Origin of the sequence: Streptomyces sp. NBC_01233, from assembly GCF_035989305.1 — a bacterium.
Classification (GTDB): domain Bacteria; phylum Actinomycetota; class Actinomycetes; order Streptomycetales; family Streptomycetaceae; genus Streptomyces.
On record NZ_CP108514.1, the window covers coordinates 6,174,392 to 6,191,565 of the forward strand.

Annotated in this window: 14 protein-coding genes; 8 read left to right on the forward strand and 6 right to left on the reverse strand. The window is 71.6% G+C overall.

The window, feature by feature from the left end; all coding sequences use genetic code 11:
• Nucleotides 1-93: 93 nt before the first annotated feature.
• Nucleotides 94-489, reverse strand: coding sequence for a DUF6479 family protein (locus OG332_RS29570; protein ID WP_327416313.1), 396 nt, complete (start codon nucleotides 487-489; stop codon nucleotides 94-96).
• 210 nt (nucleotides 490-699) lie between these two features.
• Entirely contained in the window at nucleotides 700-1,683 is a 984-nt protein-coding gene (locus OG332_RS29575) for an XdhC family protein (RefSeq protein WP_327416314.1), read from the reverse strand.
• A 296-nt stretch (nucleotides 1,684-1,979) separates the two neighbouring features.
• On the opposite strand from OG332_RS29575, the gene OG332_RS29580 reads away from it, so the two are divergent.
• On the forward strand, nucleotides 1,980-3,989 hold the full coding sequence (locus OG332_RS29580) for an AAA family ATPase (protein ID WP_327416315.1): 2,010 nt from the start codon (nucleotides 1,980-1,982) through the stop codon (nucleotides 3,987-3,989).
• Between the two features lie 265 nt (nucleotides 3,990-4,254).
• Nucleotides 4,255-4,494 carry a hypothetical protein gene (locus OG332_RS29585; protein WP_327416316.1) on the forward strand — a complete coding sequence of 80 codons (240 nt, stop codon included), beginning with the start codon at nucleotides 4,255-4,257 and terminating at the stop codon, nucleotides 4,492-4,494.
• A gap of 136 nt (nucleotides 4,495-4,630) precedes the next feature.
• Here OG332_RS29585 and OG332_RS29590 read toward each other — a convergent pair whose 3' ends face one another.
• Nucleotides 4,631-5,287 (reverse strand): hypothetical protein, encoded by a 657-nt coding sequence (locus tag OG332_RS29590; RefSeq protein ID WP_327416317.1) that lies wholly within the window; start codon nucleotides 5,285-5,287, stop codon nucleotides 4,631-4,633.
• A gap of 416 nt (nucleotides 5,288-5,703) precedes the next feature.
• Here OG332_RS29590 and OG332_RS29595 point away from each other — a divergent pair, with 416 nt between their 5' ends.
• Nucleotides 5,704-6,912: an IS4 family transposase gene (locus OG332_RS29595; protein WP_327416318.1), complete on the forward strand. Its 1,209-nt coding sequence runs from the start codon at nucleotides 5,704-5,706 to the stop codon at nucleotides 6,910-6,912.
• A gap of 350 nt (nucleotides 6,913-7,262) precedes the next feature.
• Here the strand turns inward: OG332_RS29595 and OG332_RS47905 are convergent, their stop codons facing one another.
• Nucleotides 7,263-7,451, reverse strand: coding sequence for a hypothetical protein (locus OG332_RS47905; RefSeq protein ID WP_442816230.1), 189 nt, complete (start codon nucleotides 7,449-7,451; stop codon nucleotides 7,263-7,265).
• Nucleotides 7,452-7,750: 299 nt separating this feature from the next.
• Between OG332_RS47905 and OG332_RS29605 the strand changes: the two genes are divergently transcribed.
• From OG332_RS29605 to OG332_RS29615, 3 genes are all read left to right on the forward strand, one after another.
• Complete coding sequence (locus tag OG332_RS29605) at nucleotides 7,751-9,184, forward strand: ATP-binding protein (protein ID WP_327416319.1); 1,434 nt, start codon at nucleotides 7,751-7,753, stop codon at nucleotides 9,182-9,184.
• Between the two features lie 378 nt (nucleotides 9,185-9,562).
• Nucleotides 9,563-12,037, forward strand: a complete 2,475-nt coding sequence (locus OG332_RS29610; RefSeq protein WP_327416320.1) for a helicase-associated domain-containing protein — start codon at nucleotides 9,563-9,565, stop codon at nucleotides 12,035-12,037.
• Between the two features lie 220 nt (nucleotides 12,038-12,257).
• Nucleotides 12,258-14,522 (forward strand): hypothetical protein, encoded by a 2,265-nt coding sequence (locus OG332_RS29615; protein WP_327416321.1) that lies wholly within the window; start codon nucleotides 12,258-12,260, stop codon nucleotides 14,520-14,522.
• 76 nt (nucleotides 14,523-14,598) lie between these two features.
• Here the strand turns inward: OG332_RS29615 and OG332_RS29620 are convergent, their stop codons facing one another.
• Nucleotides 14,599-14,805 (reverse strand): DUF397 domain-containing protein, encoded by a 207-nt coding sequence (locus tag OG332_RS29620; RefSeq protein ID WP_327416322.1) that lies wholly within the window; start codon nucleotides 14,803-14,805, stop codon nucleotides 14,599-14,601.
• A complete protein-coding gene (locus OG332_RS29625; protein ID WP_327416323.1) occupies nucleotides 14,802-15,674 on the reverse strand; it encodes a helix-turn-helix domain-containing protein in 873 nt (290 codons plus the stop codon). The genes OG332_RS29620 and OG332_RS29625 overlap by 4 nt, the downstream gene beginning before the upstream one ends.
• A gap of 171 nt (nucleotides 15,675-15,845) precedes the next feature.
• On the opposite strand from OG332_RS29625, the gene OG332_RS29630 reads away from it, so the two are divergent.
• The gene (locus tag OG332_RS29630; protein ID WP_327416324.1) at nucleotides 15,846-16,460 is read left to right on the forward strand and encodes an ATP-binding protein; all 615 of its coding nucleotides are present in this window, start codon (nucleotides 15,846-15,848) and stop codon (nucleotides 16,458-16,460) included.
• An 81-nt stretch (nucleotides 16,461-16,541) separates the two neighbouring features.
• Nucleotides 16,542-17,135 carry a Uma2 family endonuclease gene (locus OG332_RS29635; protein ID WP_327416325.1) on the forward strand — a complete coding sequence of 198 codons (594 nt, stop codon included), beginning with the start codon at nucleotides 16,542-16,544 and terminating at the stop codon, nucleotides 17,133-17,135.
• The last annotated feature ends 39 nt before the right edge of the window (nucleotides 17,136-17,174 follow it).

A 17,174-nucleotide genomic window follows, 5' to 3' on the forward strand; every position in this document is an offset into this window, starting at 1 on the left:
AAACCGAAACCGAAACCGGAAACCGGAAACTGGAAACTGAAACCGGAAACCGGAAACCGGAACCCGGAATACCGGACCGCTGGGTGTGCCGTGTCAGGAGTGCGCTCCACGCCCCGCGTCCGGGGGAGATCCCGGCTGCGGGTGCGGGCCCGGTCCTTCGGGCAGCTCGTACCCGGCCTCGCGTTCCTTCCTGACATCCTCGGGATGGCTGGAGGTCCTGGAGCCGAAGTTTCCGTAGCCCTGCATTTCGTGCGGCCTCAGGCCGCCCTCGGGGATCTCCACCGGATCCCGCTCCTCACGGACCTCGTAGACCGCGCCGCCGTTGGGCAGGTGCGGCTGTTCCTCCGTGGTGGGCGGCGGCGGTTCCTTCGCCCGCACCCGCTGGCCCAGCTTGAATCCGCCGAGCAGCAGGGCGACGACGACCAGTCCGACGAGCAGGAACCAGGCGATGTTGAGGAGGATCGCGTCCACACTCAGGATCGTGTCCATGCAGCCAAGTTTCGCGCACTTCATCCAGATATGCGCACTTCCGCCCGGATGTCGTGCGGCAGCCGGGGCACGCGCCGCCGGGGAAGTGCGGATCCAGGGGCGCGTCCAGGGCGGACCGAAGGGCGGATCCAGGCACACATCCGGAGCCGGATCCAGGCACGGACCCGAGGTGGATCCAAGGGGGTGTCCGGGGCGGATCCCGGAATGCCCCTACGGGGTGATGGGCCCGTCGGCATCCCGCAGTGCGCCCGCCTCGCGGGCTCCCAGCACGCCCAGGATCTCGGCGCAGATCGCCAGCGCGGTCTCGGCCGGGGTACGGGCGCCGAGGTCCAGCCCGATCGGCCCGTGCACGCGGGCCAACTGGGCCTCGCCCACCCCCGCGGAGACCAGCCCCTCCCGCCGCCGCGCCGTCGTGCGCCGCGACCCGAGCGCCCCGATGTACGGAACCCCCGCGGCCAGCGCGGCCCGCAGCGTCGGCACGTCGAACTCCTCGTCGTGGCTCAGCACGACCACGCACGCCGCGTCCCGGCGCGCCTCGATCAGCTCGGCTGCCTCCTCCCGGCCGGTGACCAGCGCGGCCTCCCAGCCCAGCAGCAGCGCCTGCCGCTCGATGATCTCGGCCAGCTCGCCGTTGCCGCCGATGACCACGAACGGCGCCGACGGGTACGCCTCGACCAGCACCAGCCCGGACTCCCCGTACAGCGCGTCCCGCCCGGGCCGCCGGACGGCCAGCAGCTCGCCGGCCCGCCGCCCGGCGTCGTCGTGCGGTACGTCGGTGGCCCGTACGACCTCACTGGAGGCGTGGTCGGCGGCCTCGTTCAGCCGGGTCACCAAGGCCACCCCGACCCCCTCGCCGAGCAGCTCCCACCACGCGGCCGGGATCGCCGAGAGCGGCTGGAGCAGCACCTCGGCCTGCCCGCCGCAGGTCAGCTTCGCCTCCACGGCCTCGGCCAGCCGCACGGACACCTCGCACACCCGCGCGGTGTCCCCGGGCCGCATGGCCCCGGCCTCGGCGATCAGCTCGGCGTCGAAGACCCCCCGGTACAGGGAGCCGACACACTCCCCCCGCGCGTCGACGAGCAGGGCCCCGGCCGGATCCCGCGGCCCGAACCCCTGCTCGGTCACGGGCCGGGCCAGACATCCCGACCGCCCCTCGGCCACCCACTGCCGCGCCGTCTCCACCAGCTCACGCATCTGTGCCGCCCCATCCACTCCGAGCTCACTCCCCGCAAAGCGCCAGGTCAACGGCACGATGCGGCCTCAGAACCACCCTAAGCACGCCCCTCACCCCTACCCACCCCCCAAACCCACAGACCCCGCCCCACCTCCCTCGTACAGACCACCGGAACCGCGGCGCCGGAGCACGGCGGGAACCGGCCGGAGGCTTCGCGGGCCCGCTGGACGGTTCCGCCTCGCAGGGGCGGCGGGCTCGGGCACCATGGGCGAGCAGCTTGATCAACGCCGCCCCCGTGCCCCCCCAAGGAGCCGCCGTGAGTGACCAGCCCCACCCCTCGCTCCGCGATCTGTTACTCGGCCGCCTCGCGGCGTCCGGGCTGACCCCCGCGGCGCAGCAGCTCGTGGCCGGGCTGCTGCCCGAGGCGCGGGCCAGGAGCGCCGGGCGGGCCGGGCCGCTGTACCTGCGCTCGATATCGGCCGCCGGCTGGCGCGGCATCGGACCGGCCGCGACGCTCGACCTCGAACCAGGCCCCGGCCTCACCATCGTCGCGGGCCGCAACGGGTCGGGAAAGTCGAGCTTCGCCGAGGCCGCCGAGATGGTGCTCACCGGAGACAACTTCCGCTGGCAGGACCGGACTCAGATCTGGAAGCAGGGCTGGCGCAACCTGCACGACCACACCGCTCCGCAGATATCCGTGCAGCTGTGCCTCGACGGCGACGGCGACGGCGATCCGCTGACCGTGCGCAGGAGTTGGCACGGGGACGGCCTGGAGGACTCCCGGACGGCCGTCCACCGGCCCGGCGGGCCCGAGCAGGACCCCCGCGAGGTCATCGACGCCGAAGACCTCTCCCTCTACCGGCCGTTCCTCTCGTACAGCGAGCTCGGTGCGATGATCAACGGGCGGATGAGCGCCCTGCACGACGCGCTCGCGCAGATCCTCGGTCTGGACCTGCTCAGCGACGCCGACAACGAAGCGCGCGCCCGCGCGAAGAAGCTCACCGACACGGTCGCGGGAGCCGGTGACCTGATCCGCGCCGTGACCGCCGAACTGTCGGAGTCGGACGACCCGCGGGCCGCCGAGGCCGTGGCGGCGCTCGGCGGACGCCGGCCCGACCTCGACCGGTTGCGCGCGCTGCTCAAGGGCCGGGTCGCGACGGACGGCGCCGAACTCGCCCGGCTGCGCCGCCTCGCCGGCCTCGAAGGCCCCGACCCGCGCGAGGCCGCGGGCGCGGTCGCCCGGCTCCGGGAGGCCGCGGCCGTTGCCGAGAACGCGCGTTTCACCACCGCCGAGGACGCCAGGCAGCTGATCGAACTGCTGGAGCGCGCCCAGGACCACCACCGCCGCCACCCGCAGTCCGCCGACTGCCCCGTGTGCGGCGCCGAAAGCCGCCTTGACGAGAGCTGGTCCGTGCGCGCCCGGGAACAGGTCGACCGGCTCCGGCGGGAGGCTGCCGAGGCACAGACCGCCCGTACGGGCCTGGAAGCCGCGGCGCGGGCCGTACGGGACCTCGTACAGCCGGCTCCGGGCTGGCTCCAGGGCGATGCCTCGCCGCTCGCCCCGCTCTGGGACGACTGGGCCGCCTGCCGGGACGTCACCGACCCGCGCGAACTCGCGGACCGGATCGAGCGCGCGGCGGCCACACTGGCCGACGCGTGCCGGCAGCAGAGCGACGAGGCCGCGGACCGGATCGCGGAGCAGGACGGCCGGTGGCAGCCCCTCGCCCTGCGCCTCGCCGAATGCCTGCGCGCCGCAGAGGCGACGGAGGCCGCCCGCCCGCTCATCAAGCAGATCAAGGACGTTCGTGCATGGCTGAGGAAGGTCACTGACGAACTGCGCGAGGAACGGCTGCGGCCCTTCGCCGACCAATCCCAGGGCATCTGGAAACTGCTGTGCGAGCGCAGCAGCGTCTCGCTCGGCTCGATCAGCCTCGCGGGCACCGCCACCGCGCGCAAGGTCGTGCTCGATGCCGCCGTGGACGCCGTCGAGGCGCCCGCGTTCGGCGTGATGAGCCAGGGCGAGCTCCACTCGCTCGCGCTCTCGCTGTTCCTCCCGCGCGCCACGCACCCCGACAGCCCCTTCGGCTTCCTGGTGATCGACGACCCCGTACAGTCCATGGACCCGGAGAAGGTCGAGGGACTCGCCCGCGTCCTCCACTTCTGCTCCCTGCGCCGCCAGGTGGTCGTCTTCACCCACGACACCCGGCTCCAGGCGGCCGTCCGCCAACTGCGCGCGCCCGTGACGGTCATGCAGGTCTCCCGGCAGACCGGCTCCGTCGTACGGGTCACCCGGACCGACGCCCCGGTCTCCCCCGCGCTGGACTAGGCCCGCCCCGCGGCGGGCGACCGCAACCTGCCGCAGGACGTCGCCGACCGGGTGCTGCCCCGGACGTGCCGGGGCGCGCTGGAAGCCGCGTACGCCCTCGGTCTCCTCGGCACGGTCGTGATGGTTGCGTACGGGCTGCGGGAGCCGGCCGGGCACGACAGGACCTGCTGCTGGGAGGAGAACGTCACCCCCGAGTGGATGGCGAAGACGATGGGCTTCCAGGTCCCGGAGACGGCCACAGACCGGCGGGCCGGGCTGCGCCCCGATGGACATCTCCTCGACGACCATCGCCGACAACCGCGCAGGCCTTATGGGCGGCGGCATCGCCAATTACGGCAGCAGCACGCTGACGAAGACAGTGGTGCGGCACAACAGCGCGCTCAACGGCGGCGGCATCTGGCAGGCGCCGTCCCCCAGCGTCCTGAACCTCGTCAACAGCAAGATCATCGACAACACGCCCAACAACTGCCGCCCTGTCGGGGCGGTCCCCAGCTGTACCTCCTGACCACGGAGCGGGGCACACCACCGGTGCGGCCCTCGGTGATCGGTTTGGGCCCCTGGAGTTGTGTCCAGGGGCCCCGCCGTATTCAGGCTCGCACCGTGGCGGGGGCTCTTGGCCCGTACGGAGTGCCGGCAGCTCCTCAGGTGGCCTGGGCTCGCTCTGCGGCGAGTGCGTGCGCGAGACCGTCACGCGCGCTGTCGAGCGCGGCAAGCATCTGCATCCGCGTCTGTTCGAAGTGAGGATCGACCTCGACGCCGAGGTCGTGTCGCAGAGCGACGCGGAAGAGGTACACCCCATCGGACAGAGGGCCGCCGAACCATCTCTTGGCCCGCAGGTGTGCCACGTCGAGCCGGGGACTGATCGGCAGCTGTTTGACGACCGAGTACCCGACTCCGAGTGACCTGTTGAGGGCCGAGGCTATGCGCAACACATCATTGGCCAAGGCCATCTGCGCTTGGGAGTACTGCTCGGCCCAGGCTTCCTTGGCGGCGTCGAGGAGCGCCGGGTCGACGCTCTCACCGTGTTCGGCAGCTTCGACAGCGTCTCGGGCGGCGACGCGGTAAGCGCGGGCTGCGGTGTTCAGATGGGCGTAGAGGTCGCGCTTGGCCTGCAGCGCTTGCTCGGCGCGCTCCTCCTCTCGTTCACGGTCGGCACGCCGGTTCTGTTCCGCCGCTTGGGCGCGGCTGGCGCGCTGGCTGAGCGCTGCCCCGCCCAGAGTTCCGCCCAGCGCTCCTCCGACGCTGATGAGTGCAACGGCAAGCGTGGTCACATCCACGAGATCCCCCAGGTCGTCCATTCGTCCCGCCCGCCGCCGGCGGTCTGTGACGGCGGATGGCACCTCAGTCGGTCTCGTGCCCCACCCTTGGGCACGTCTTCCGAGACCAGGACGCGAGCGTACAAGTGGCGCCACTCGACTCCGAGGCGCATCGTCACCTGTGGGAGTGATCCAAGATCCTGTCCACGAACAGTCCACGGGCGCCGACATGCGGCTGCACAGCACGGCAGTTGGCTGCGCATACGCGAAGACCCCGTCTCAGCGAAGGCGCTGATGGCGGGGTCTTTGGGCACTTCCTGCGAAGTGCCCCCGGCAGGATTCGAAGCTGCGCACACGGCTCCGGAGGCCGGACCGCACCCAGATATTTGCCCAGGTTAGACGCAATACCAGTGACTTAAGGATCTCGGCTGGTAGGGTGTTGGCCAGGAGGTGTCTGGATGCCACGCCCTGGACAGGTCAAGCCGGAGACGGACGAGCGGTTGTCGGATCGGATCGCGATCGGACTGCTGACGCGGACGTTCCCGCCGGAGCTGGTGGACCGGGTCGTGGAGGAATCCGGGAAGGCCGGGCAGCGCAACCGGCTGCTGCCTCCACGGGTGGTCGTCTACTTCGTGCTGGCGATGTGCTTGTTCTCCGGTCAGGGCTACGAAGAGGTCGCACGGCTGCTCACTCAGGGTCTGGCCTGGGCCAAGCACTGGTCGGGTTCGTGGCAGGTGCCTACGCCCGGTGCGGTTTCCCGGGCCCGGGCCAGGCTCGGGCCCGAGCCGCTCAAGGCTCTCTTCGAGCAGTCCGCCGGGCCTGTGGCGACCGAGTCCACTCCCGGTGCGTGGTACGGGTGTTGGCGTCTGATGGCGGTCGACGGGACCACGTTCGACGTGCCGGACAGTGAGGAGAACGACGCCCGGTTCGGTCGTCCCGCCACCCACCGGGGCGAGCGGACCGCGTTCCCGCAGGTGCGGGTGGTGGCGCTGGCGGAGTGCGGCACGCACGCCATCACCCGCGCGGCTCTGGGGCCGTTCACCACCGCGGAGTCCGTGATCGCGCGGGAGCTGTTCGACGCCCTTGGACCGGATGACCTGCTGATGGCCGACCGGGGCTTCGCCGGGCTGGAGCAGTGGCGAGCGGCATCGGCCGGCGGTGCGGACCTGCTCTGGCGCATCAAGTCCAACGCCGTCCTGCCCGTGCGGCGCGAGCTCCCCGACGGGTCCTACCTCTCCGACATCGTGGCGGCCAAGGACCACCGCAAACGCACCGATCCCACCGTGGTGCGGGTCATCGAGTACACCCTGGACGACCCCGGACGCCCGCAGCACGACGCCCCGTACCGGCTGATCACCACCATCCTCGACCACGAAGCCGCACCCGCGGCGGAGTTGGCGGCCCTCTACAACGAGCGATGGGAGATCGAGACCACACTGGACGAGCTGAAGACCCACCAACGCGGCCCCGCCCAGGTCCTGCGCTCCCGATCGCCCGACGGCGTCGAACAGGAGGTCTGGGCCCACCTCCTCGTCCATCACGCGATCCGCCAGCTCATGCACACCGCCGCCCGGGACACCGACACCGATACCGACCGGCTTTCCTTCACCCGCACCCTCCGCCTCGCCCGACGCCAGGTCACCGCGCAGGCGGCCTTTTCCCCCTGACCGCCTGGCCACAGCCCTCACCGACGGGATACGAGAGATAGCCCGTCACCTCCTGCCACCGCGACGACAGCGGTCGAACGCCCGCGTCGTCAAACGCAAGATGTCCAACTTCGGCGTCAAGCGCACCGCACACCGGCTCTGGCCACAGCCGACACTCGACCCAGCCCGAGCCGTGGCCATCGCCCCACACCACAAAACGGCCCCGACCAACCCACCGAAGACCCCAGGCACCCCGGACCCTTAAATCACTGGTATTGAGGTTAGACGCGTAGTTGATGAGTTGTCAGGCTTGCCGTCCCATGCATGCCCCACGACTTGGAAATGTGCTGTATGTCCTGCAATGTGCAGTGTCAGACCTTGATGACGGCGATCCGGCCGCCGCACAGCGCGGTGAGGTCGTCCGGGTCGGAGGTGAGCGCGGTGACGGGGCCGGGTGAGGTGAGAGCTGGGGTGCACCCTGCGAAGGGTGCGTCTACGGCCGGAAAGAAGTCCTGAACAAGAAGATCGAGCGGGAGCGGGGGTGGGGGCACTCGGGACATGGGAACAGGGAAGACCGCCGGGCGGGGGCGAACGGCTGTTCTGTAGGAGTCGCTGCTCGAACACTCTGCGTCACTGGCGTCCGGGGCGGGCTGTCCGAGCTCCCGGGGGCGACTCCTCGGCGGCGCTCGTGGGCGAGCGTGGGCCCCAGTGGCTGAGGCCCCGGCGCGCGATGGCTTCCCCGCCGTCCCCGCGCCGCCGATGTGGACGTCAGAAGTGAGCAAGCGAGCTAACGTCTAAGTAAGATTCAATCTACGTAATATCGAATCTATGTTTTATAGATGCTGGGGATGGGGCGCTGATGGAGTTCAAGGGCAGGTCTGCTGATCTGGATCAGCTGGCTCGGCAGCTGGGCCTGGTGGTCGGCGGTACGGGCGCCACCCGTGGTCAGGCTGTGATCGTGACGGGGCGGCGCCGGGTGGGCAAGTCTCGTCTGGTCCAGGAGTTCTGCGACCGTTCCGGGCTTCCGTACGTGGTCTTCCAGGCGACCCGGGGACGCAACGCCGTGGCCGAGCGGGCGGACTTCGCCGCGACGCTGGCGCATTCCCCTCTTCCCGGGGCTGAGCTGGTGGCCGGGCTGCAGGCCGCCGACTGGAACCAGGCACTGCGTTCCCTCGCAGTCGCGATTCCGGACGATGCACCGAGCATTGCGGTGGTCGACGAGGTGCCGTGGCTGGTCGAACAGGACGGGGAGTTCGAGGGGGCGCTGCAGACGGTCTGGGACCGGCACTTGTCCGCCAAGCCCGTCCTGTTGATCCTGGTCGGCAGTGACATGTCGGTGATGGAGGCGCTGCAGTCCTATGGCCGCCCGTTCTTCGGCCGGGCGGCCAAGATGACCGTACAGCCGCTGCATCTGGCCGATGTGCAGGCGATGACCGGCCTTGACGCGGCGGAAGCGGTGGACGCGCTGCTGATCACCGGAGGGTTCCCGGAGATCGTTCAGTCCTGGCGGCCGGGGATGGGCCGCCGAGACTTTCTGCGCGAGGCTGTGTCCAACCCGCTTGCCCCGCTGTTGGTGGCGGGCGAACTGTCGCTGCTGGGGGAGTTTCCCGAGGCGTCCCACTCGCGCGCGATCCTGGAAGCGGTCGGCAGTGGCGAGCGGACCTTCTCCACCATTGCCGCACAAGCCGGTGGTGGCGGCGCACTGCCCTCGGGCACGCTGTCTCCGCTGCTGAACACGCTGCTGGCCAAGCGAGTCCTGGCCGCTGACCTGCCGCTCTCGGTCAAGGCGGACAGCAAGAACAAGCGCTATCGCATCGCTGATCCGTACCTGCGGTTCTGGCTGGCTTTCCTGCAACGCGGGATCCCGCTCATCGAGCGCGGTCGTGGTGATCTGGCGCTGGAGCGCATCGAGCGGTCGTGGACGACATGGCGGGGCCGGGCCGTCGAGCCGGTCGTCCGCGAGTCGCTGCTGCGGTTGCTGCCCGACGAGATGTGGCCGCAGACGGAGGCGGTCGGGGGCTGGTGGAACCGCCAGAACAACCCGGAGATCGACCTGATCGGAGCCGACCGCGAACCCGTCGCAGGGCAGGTTCACTTCATCGGCTCGGTGAAGTGGTTGGAGTCGCAGCCGTTCGGCCGGCGTGAGTACGACGCCCTGGTGCGGGACATGCTCGCCGTGCCCGGCGCCGAGCCGGGCACGGCGCTGGTTGCGGTGTCCCGTTGCGGTGTTGAGGACGATCTGCCTCTTGCGGCGCATTGGGGTCCGGAGGACCTTGTTCGTGCCTGGCGGTAGTCAGGGAACCGCCAGGGTGGTCATGGTGATGTACCTGCCTCGGGCGCCCAGTGGCAGTAGGGATTGACCGTCCTCTGAGAACCTTCCGGGCATCGAAGCCCATACGCGCGGCGGTGTACGCGCTGTCCAGCGCTGAGGCCGGCTCCACCACCCGGGATCAGCGCCGTTCGCGTGACGCCGCCTGTCCGAGGGTGCCGGTGCCCGGTCTACGCGACGCCGGGTGACTGGCGCCTGTCCCATACGGCGGTGAGGGCGGCGACCGGGTCAGGGGCGCAGCGCGCGCAGGGGAGGAGCCGGGACGTCGCCAAGCTGCGGTGATCCTCGAAATGCTGCCAGGTTCACCCCTGCGGGGTGGCCGGGCGGGGCTAGGCTGGCCGGGTGAACGCGCGTACCGCCCTGGCGAAATGGCTCGGCACCCTGGATTCCGAGGGACTGACCGTCCTGTTGGAAGAGCGGGATCTGCCGCTCGCCGCCGAGCACCGGCGGATCACCACACTCCGCGAACTGGCCGAACACCTACTCACCGACGAGTCGGTGGCCCACGGCCTGATGGCGGGCACCGCGGGCGAACTGGAACTGCTGGCTTCCATCGCCGCCCTGGCGTTGGAGCGGCACGGACCCGTGGCCGGCGGCGAGGCCGAGGACGGGCCCCGTTATCCCTGGCAGCAGCACCGGCCCGTGGCGCCGGTGGAGCCCGCCGAACGGCTGGTGGCCGAGCGGGACGTACTGGCTTGGTTCGAGCCGGGGGCGGAGCGGCGGCGGGCGGAGCACACGCTCGCCCGACTGCGGGAGCGCGCGCTGTTGCTCCCCGCGCCCAAGGGGAAACTGGCGCTGCCGCCGCTGCTGCACGTCCGGGCGGCCGGATTCGACGGCTACGGGCGCACCGCCGACCGGCTGCTGACCTCCGCCTACAACGCCCCCGAGGTCAAGCGGATCGCCGCAACCCTCTTCGGCGAGGGCGCGGCCCGTACGCGTGACCAGGCGCAGGAGCTGATCACCACCATGCTCGCCGACCCCGACCTGGTGCGGCCTCTCGTGGCGGACGCCCCGGCCCGGGCTCAGGAACTGCTGGACCACCTGGTGCCCGGCCCGCCGCTGCTGCGCACCCACTGCTTCGTCAGCCGGTACGGAGCGCAGTACGCGGCTCCGGACTCCAAGTACGTCTTCCGGGAGGGCGGCAGCGGCGACGAGGGCACCGACTGGCTGGCCGCACGCGGGCTGCTGGTCCCCGTCGGGCTCGACCTCGTGGAGCTTCCGTACGAGGTCGCCCGTGCGCTCCGCGATGAGGGCGCGGCACCCAGCCCCCGGCTGGAGGCGGAGCCGCTCACCGCCACCGCGCCGCTGCCGCCCGGATGGGAGGGCGAGGGCGGCACGGCCGCCGCGGCGGCCGCCTGGCGGGCCGAACTGGTCCTGCGGGCGCTGGCCGCCCAGCCGGTCGCGATCCGCAAGACGGGCGGGATCGCCGTACGCGACACCCGGCGGCTGGCCAAGGCGGCCGGGGCGGACGAGGCCGACACCCGGCTGTGGCTCGACCTCGCCGTGAACGCCGGGCTCGCCGCACCCCAGGACGAGGAGCCGGCCCCCGCCGCCCGGGGCCGGAACTCCCAGGCTCCCAAGCCCTCGGCCCGGCTGCTGCCCAGCGACCGCTACGACGCCTGGGCCGCCGCACCGCCCGCGGGCAAACTGCTGCCGCTGCTGGCCGCCTGGGCGGTGGTCCCCGAGGTCCTCAGCCACTGGCCGGACCCGGACGAGACCCCCGTCGCGCTGATCAGCCCGCAGGACGAGGAGGCGGTCACCCTGCGCACCGGGGTACTGCGGGCGCTGGCCACGCTCCCCGACGGACAAGGCCTCACCGGGGAGGCGCACGGACATGCCGAACTCCTCGCTCTGGCCGCATGGTTCCGGCCCGCCCTGCGCGCCCACCTGGCCGGAGACGGCACCGGAACACTGACCGGCGCGGACGAACCGCTCGACCGGCTGGCCGCCACCCTGGAGGAGGCGGCCCTGCTCGGCGTGGTCGCCCACGGTGCCCTCACCCCAGTCGGGCGGGCCCTGTGCCGCCTGCTGGAGGTGGGCGCCGCCCACCACTACCCCGCCGTGCCCGGAGCGGGCGCCGACCCGGCCGCCCGCGGCTCCGAGGACCTGGGCGAGGACCTCACCACCCGCCCCGCCCTGGCCCAGGCCGTGACCGCGCTGCGCGAGGCGCTGTACGCCACCCTGCCCGCACCCAGCGGCACGGCCCGGTTCCAGAGCGACCTGACCGCCACCGTCACCGGCGCGCCCGCGCCCGCCCTCGCCGACCTGCTCTCCGCCGTCGGCGACATCGAATCCGAGGGCCACGCGGTGGTCTGGCGGATCACCGCGGCTTCCGTACGCCGGGCCCTGGACTCCGGCTGGAGTGCCGACGAACTCCTCGACCGCCTCACCGCCGCGAGCAAGCGCGGCACACTGCTGCCGCAGCCGTTGGCCTACACGATCAAGGACACCGCCCGCACCCACGGACAACTCAAGGTGGTCCGCTCGGCCTGCTGCATCCGCTCGGACGACACCGGCCTGATCGCCGAGGTGGCCCAGGCCCGCGGCCTGGCCAAGCTCCGCCTGCGCCGGATCGCCCCCACCGTCCTGATCTCCACAGCCCCGCCGGAGGAGACGTTGTCAGCCCTCCGCACGGCCGGCTACGCCCCCACCCAAGAGGCCGAGACCGGCACCACCGTCCTCGACCGCGCCCCCACCGACCGCGCGCCGAGCCTCCTGCCCACCCTGGACCAGGCTCACCCCGTGTACGGCAGTCCGGTCCGCGGCGTCCCGGCGAGCGCCCGCGCGCTGGCCTGCGCACTCACCTCGGCCGGCTAGGACGCGTGGGTCAGACCTCGATGACGGGTGACCCGACCGCCGCACAGCGCCGTCAGGCCTTCCGGAGCGGAGGTGAGCACGGTGACAGGGTCGGGCGAGTCGAGGGGCGGTGGCGCAGGGCATGGCATCGATGGCGTGTATTCGCGCGTCGCGCCCCGCTCGCCGTCCCGGATTCCGCCGATGGGAACGGGCGGCCGTGCCGCGTCGCTAGGCTGCCGGGATGAACACCGCCACGCCACTTCTCCTTGATATGGACTCGTTCCTCGCCCGGGCCGAAGAGCGAGGCACCCCGCTGGACGTGCGGGCGGCGGAGGCCGTCCTCGGTCTACTCGCGCTGGGCGAGGCACGCCGCCGGACCGGCCTGCCCGAGCCCACCGAGGAGCTGGCGGAGGAACTGCTGCACATCCTGCTCCCGCTGTACGTCAGCGCCACCGAGGAAGAACTGCCGGGCTTCGTCGCCGCGCTGGTCGCACTTGTCGACCACACCCACGAGGTCGGCCGCCTCAATGCCAAGCGGCAGGCGAAGCTCGTGACCCGGGTGCACGAGCTGGCCGAGGGCTTCACCCAGGCGATGACGAGCCCCCGCCGCCTCACCTGGCCGCGGCTGTACGGAAACCTGTTGCGCGCCGCGGGCGTGGACGCCACCGATCCCCGGGCTGTGCGCGCCTGGCTGGAGGCGTTCGCCGCGCGCCCGCAGGCCGAGCGGAACGCCGCGCTCGGCTTCGCCTCCTCCTCTCCGAACGGACCGCTCGCCGAAGCGGCATACGCGCAGGCGCTGTGCGCGGAACGCTCCCGGCAGGCCCGTCCGCTGCTCGCCGCACGGCTGGAGGCCGTGGCGCTGGCCGAGCGGGTGCGACCCCGCCCCGGCGAGGGCCTGCTGGTCGCCGATGCCCCGGCAGGCAAGCCGGACGACGAGAGGGACGACTGGTACGAGGCGCAGGCAGCGGTGCTCACGGATCGCTGGACGGCAGCCGGGCTCGACGCCCTGCTGCGCGGACCCTTCGCGCACCTGGCGCCGGGCGGCGGCAGCGCTCCCACCCCTCTCCTCGCCCTCGTCCAGGCCATGGTCGGCCAGCACCTGGAGATGAATGGCGACGCCTTCGCGCCGCTGCCCCCGGCCCCGTTGCCGGACTCCCCGGAGGAGCAGGCCGCGCTGCTGCGTTCCGCCCCGCTGCCCCAGCTCCTGGCGCGAGCCGCCGCCGATCCGCAGGGCGCGGACGAGCGAACGCGCGAACTGGCGCTGGCGAGCGGCTTCCTGGTGCGGGAGCAGGGCGGCGCGCTCAGCGCGGGGCCATCGGCCGAGGCCTGGCGTGAGGGTGGCCCCGCCGAGCTGACCGGACTGGCCCTGAACCTGCTCGGCGTCCTGCTGACACAGCCGGCCGAGGAGGAAGAGACCGCGGAGGAGTACGACGGCGAGCACCTGCTCACCCTCTACCTCCTGTGCGAGCAAGCGGGGATGGCGCAGTCCGTGGCCCGCGTGGCCGCCCTGAGCGACATGTGGTGCGTGCCGCCGGGCTACGAGAGCGACCCCGACGTGTCCGTCCCGGCCACCGGAGAGTACGAACTGCCCGACCCCCAGGCCCTGTCCGCGGTCCTGGGACTCCCGGCACTCACCGCGTCCGACCGTACGGATCTGATCCCGTCCGCTGCCCGCCTCGTGCGCCTGATGGACCGCCTGGCCGCTCTGGGTGTCACCGAACGGACCGGAGACGCACTCAGCCTCACCCCACTCGGCTCCGCCCTGCTCCGCGACGCCCTCCTCCTGGGCCTCGGAGGCGAGGCCGCCGATGTCTTCCCCACTCGGGAGCAGATGCTCTCCTGGGACGCGGAACGGCTCGTCGCGGCAGCCCAGTGGTGGCCGAAGCGGGCCGCCCGGCCGGCCGTCGGCGACTGGCTGGACGCGCAGGGCACCGACGGATGGACCCCTCTGTTCGAGGCGATCTCCGCCGCCTGCCCCGAGGACGAGCCCGCGAGGCGGCGAGCGCTGCTCGCCGCCCTTGACGCGACGGCCGTGCCCGACGAGGCCCTGTACGCACTGCTGGCCGACCCGGTCCTGGGGGGCTGGGCCGAACACGCCCTGCACGCACGCGGCCAGGCGCCCGACCCCTCAGCCGTTCCGCTGTCGGCCCGCGCGGTGTACCTGCTCGACGCGCTCGAAGCCGTACGGAGCGCCGCATCCCTCGACCACCGCATGACGGCGGCTCCGAACGAGGAGGAGCCCGAGCTGTTCGCCGAAGTCCACGCCGTCTTCGACAAGGCCGCGGCAGCCTGGCTCAGCGGCGGCCCGGCCCTGGTCACCGCCCTCACGGCGGCGGACCCGTATACGTCCGCCTTCCTGGCAGGGCAGCTCTCACACCACCCCGACCGTGCCACCGCCGAACAGGCCCGTCGCGCCTGGCGGGCCTTCCAGACCAGCGGTACGACCCGCTCCCCGGGCAGGAAGAAGCCCGCCAAGCGCGCGGGCGGGAAACGCAAGCGGCGCTGACCGCCGTGAACACCGGGCCGGGGCCACGCGGAGCCGGGGCCCGCGCCCGCCCGGCTCCTGTCCCCGGGCCGCCCGTTCAGCGCACCTGCGTGACGAACGCCCGCCAGGCGCCGGCCCCGAACCCGATCACAGGCCCGGCGGGCCGCTTGCTGTCGCGGACGGGGACGACGCCGGGGACGTTGTCGGCGACCTCGACGCAGTCGCCTTGCCCTCCGCTGTAGCTGCTCGTGCGCCATATCGCGGTCTTGTGGACCCCGGTCGTCGAGCGGACCTCGTTGCTCATGCTCTGTGCTCCTTGGCAACACGCTGGATCAGCGCGAGTGACTCCGTAGGCGGCAATGCTGCCATGCGGGCGTCATCGAAGAGCCCTCGGTAGCAGGCGACTTCCTGCTCTCGCTCCATCCAGATGTTGCCAGTGGGGGCCTCGGTGAGTACGAGGTCGAGCGACGACAGTTGCGGGAAGCTGAGCAGCACGTACGGGCCGAACATGCCCGAGTGGGCGCCGCGTGTGAACGGCAGCACCTGAACGGTGATGTTGGGTCGCTCGGCCATGGTCAGTAGGTGCTTCAACTGTGCGTGCATGATGTCCGGCCCGCCGACTTGTTGGCGCAGCACTCCTTCAGCAAGTACTGCCCAGAACTCCATGGGTTCCGCACCCGCCAACCGTTCCTGCCTGGCAAGTCGTACCTGGACGAACCGGTCGATCTCCTCAGCCGTCTGCCAGGCGCGCGATGCCACAGTTACGGCCCGCCCGTACTCCGGAGTCTGGAGGAGTCCGGGCACCATCTGCACCTGGTAAGTGCGGATGCTGTCGCAGATCGACTCCATCTCGATCTGGTCGCGGTACGCGTCACTGAGAACGGAGGCGTACTCATGCCACCACCCTTCACGCCGTCGTCTGTTCGCCCTCAAGGCAAGGGAAGTCAGGCGCTCCCGCGACTCCGTGTCCATCACCCCATATGCCTCCATGAGCGCGATGAGATCAGGTGTGCGGACTGGGACATGGCCGTTCTCGATGCGGCTGATCTTTCCCTTTGTGCAGTCCAGCACCTCGGCAGCAGCCGCAGTGGTGAGGCCTGCGGCCTCTCGGGACCGGCGTAGTTCGTCGCCGAGTTGGCGACCCAGGACCGTGGAGGGCATCACGTTTGGCATAGGCAACTCCCTATCAGAGCAGGGGGCTTGCGGACTCGCGAATTCCCGTATGGGTGAATTAAGAGCCAGCAATCCATTCAACGTTGCGCGGATACCTGTTCTGCGGGCACTCTCCTGGTGTCGGTACCTGAGCCCCCGCTTGTCCGGGGGTTCCGACCCTCTGGAGCTGCCATGGCTGCACTGATCGACGTCTCTTTCCGGCTCTCACGCCGACCCCGCAGCGCGCCAAGGGCCCGCGCGGCACTGCACGCCCTACTCGGGGACTGGGGCGCGGGGGACGACCTCCTCCAGACCGCCGAACTCGTCCTCTCCGAACTCGTGACCAACGCCCTCCGCGCACCCGCACCCAGCGACCGCCAGGTCGGCGTACGGATCGCGCACTCCTCGACGGACGGGCTGCTGCGCCTGGAAGTGAGCGACGCCGGATCCGGCCGGCCGGAACTCCGCCACCCCGCCACGGACGACGAACGCGGCCGGGGGCTACGGCTCGTGGACGCCCTCAGCCACCGCTGGGGCGTCACCGCACGCGCGGGCGGCATCGGCAAGACGGTCTGGTCGGAGCTGAAGGCCCCCGACCTCCTCCCCACCCCGTCAACGAGGGAGGTCGCGGCGGTCACGGTCAGCTCCGGCCAACAGATCCGCGTTTGGGGTGCGTGGCGCGCGGTCCGCAGCGTGCGAACGGCGCGCCACGCCACCGGCGGCCTGACGGTCGTCCTCGCCCTGGACGAAGGCCCGCCGCTGCGCTTGCCCGCTGCGGAACCGCTGTCCGTACGAGGGCTGCCGTAAGGTGAAACGCGCCGTGCGAGTGCCGAGTGCGATGTACACCCAGGCCCCGCACTCACTCCCCGCAGGCAAGGAGGCGACACCGTGGCGGACCCGGTCCACCACCCCATCCCCGTCCGCCGCGGACACCTGCGCGACGCCGCCGAGCAGATCGAGCAGGCCACCGGCATGCGCGTGGAGATCATCGGGGGCATTCTCATGATGTCCCCGAGCCCGAGCGGCAAGCACGCCGGGACCGTCATCGACCTGCGCGACGCCATTCGTCCGAGCCTTTCCGCCGCGTACGAGGCGTACGAGAACGTGTCCGTCCCGATGCCCGACGATCCGGACGACTACGCGACCCCGGACCTGACCATCGGTCCCCGCGCCTTCAAGGAGGACGACGGCTGGCTCCTGGAGGCGGACGCGATCGCCCTCGCGGTAGAGGTCATCTCGCCCAGCGAGCGGCTGAGGGGGATCAACGAGAAGACCGCGTGGTACGCGGCGGCACGTGTCGCCCGCCTGTTGCAGATCGACCCGCGCACGGGCACGTGGTCCCTGTTCACCCGTCCGGGAGAAGGCGAGTACAAGGGCGTCGTCCACGGAAAGTACGGCGAACCGGTCCCGCTGCCCGACGACCTCGGCGGCGACCTGCCCACTTCGGGCCTTCCCCTGTACGGAACGCCGCCCGGCTCTTGAGACGCCGAGGGCGCCACGGACAGCAGTTCACAGCGCCCT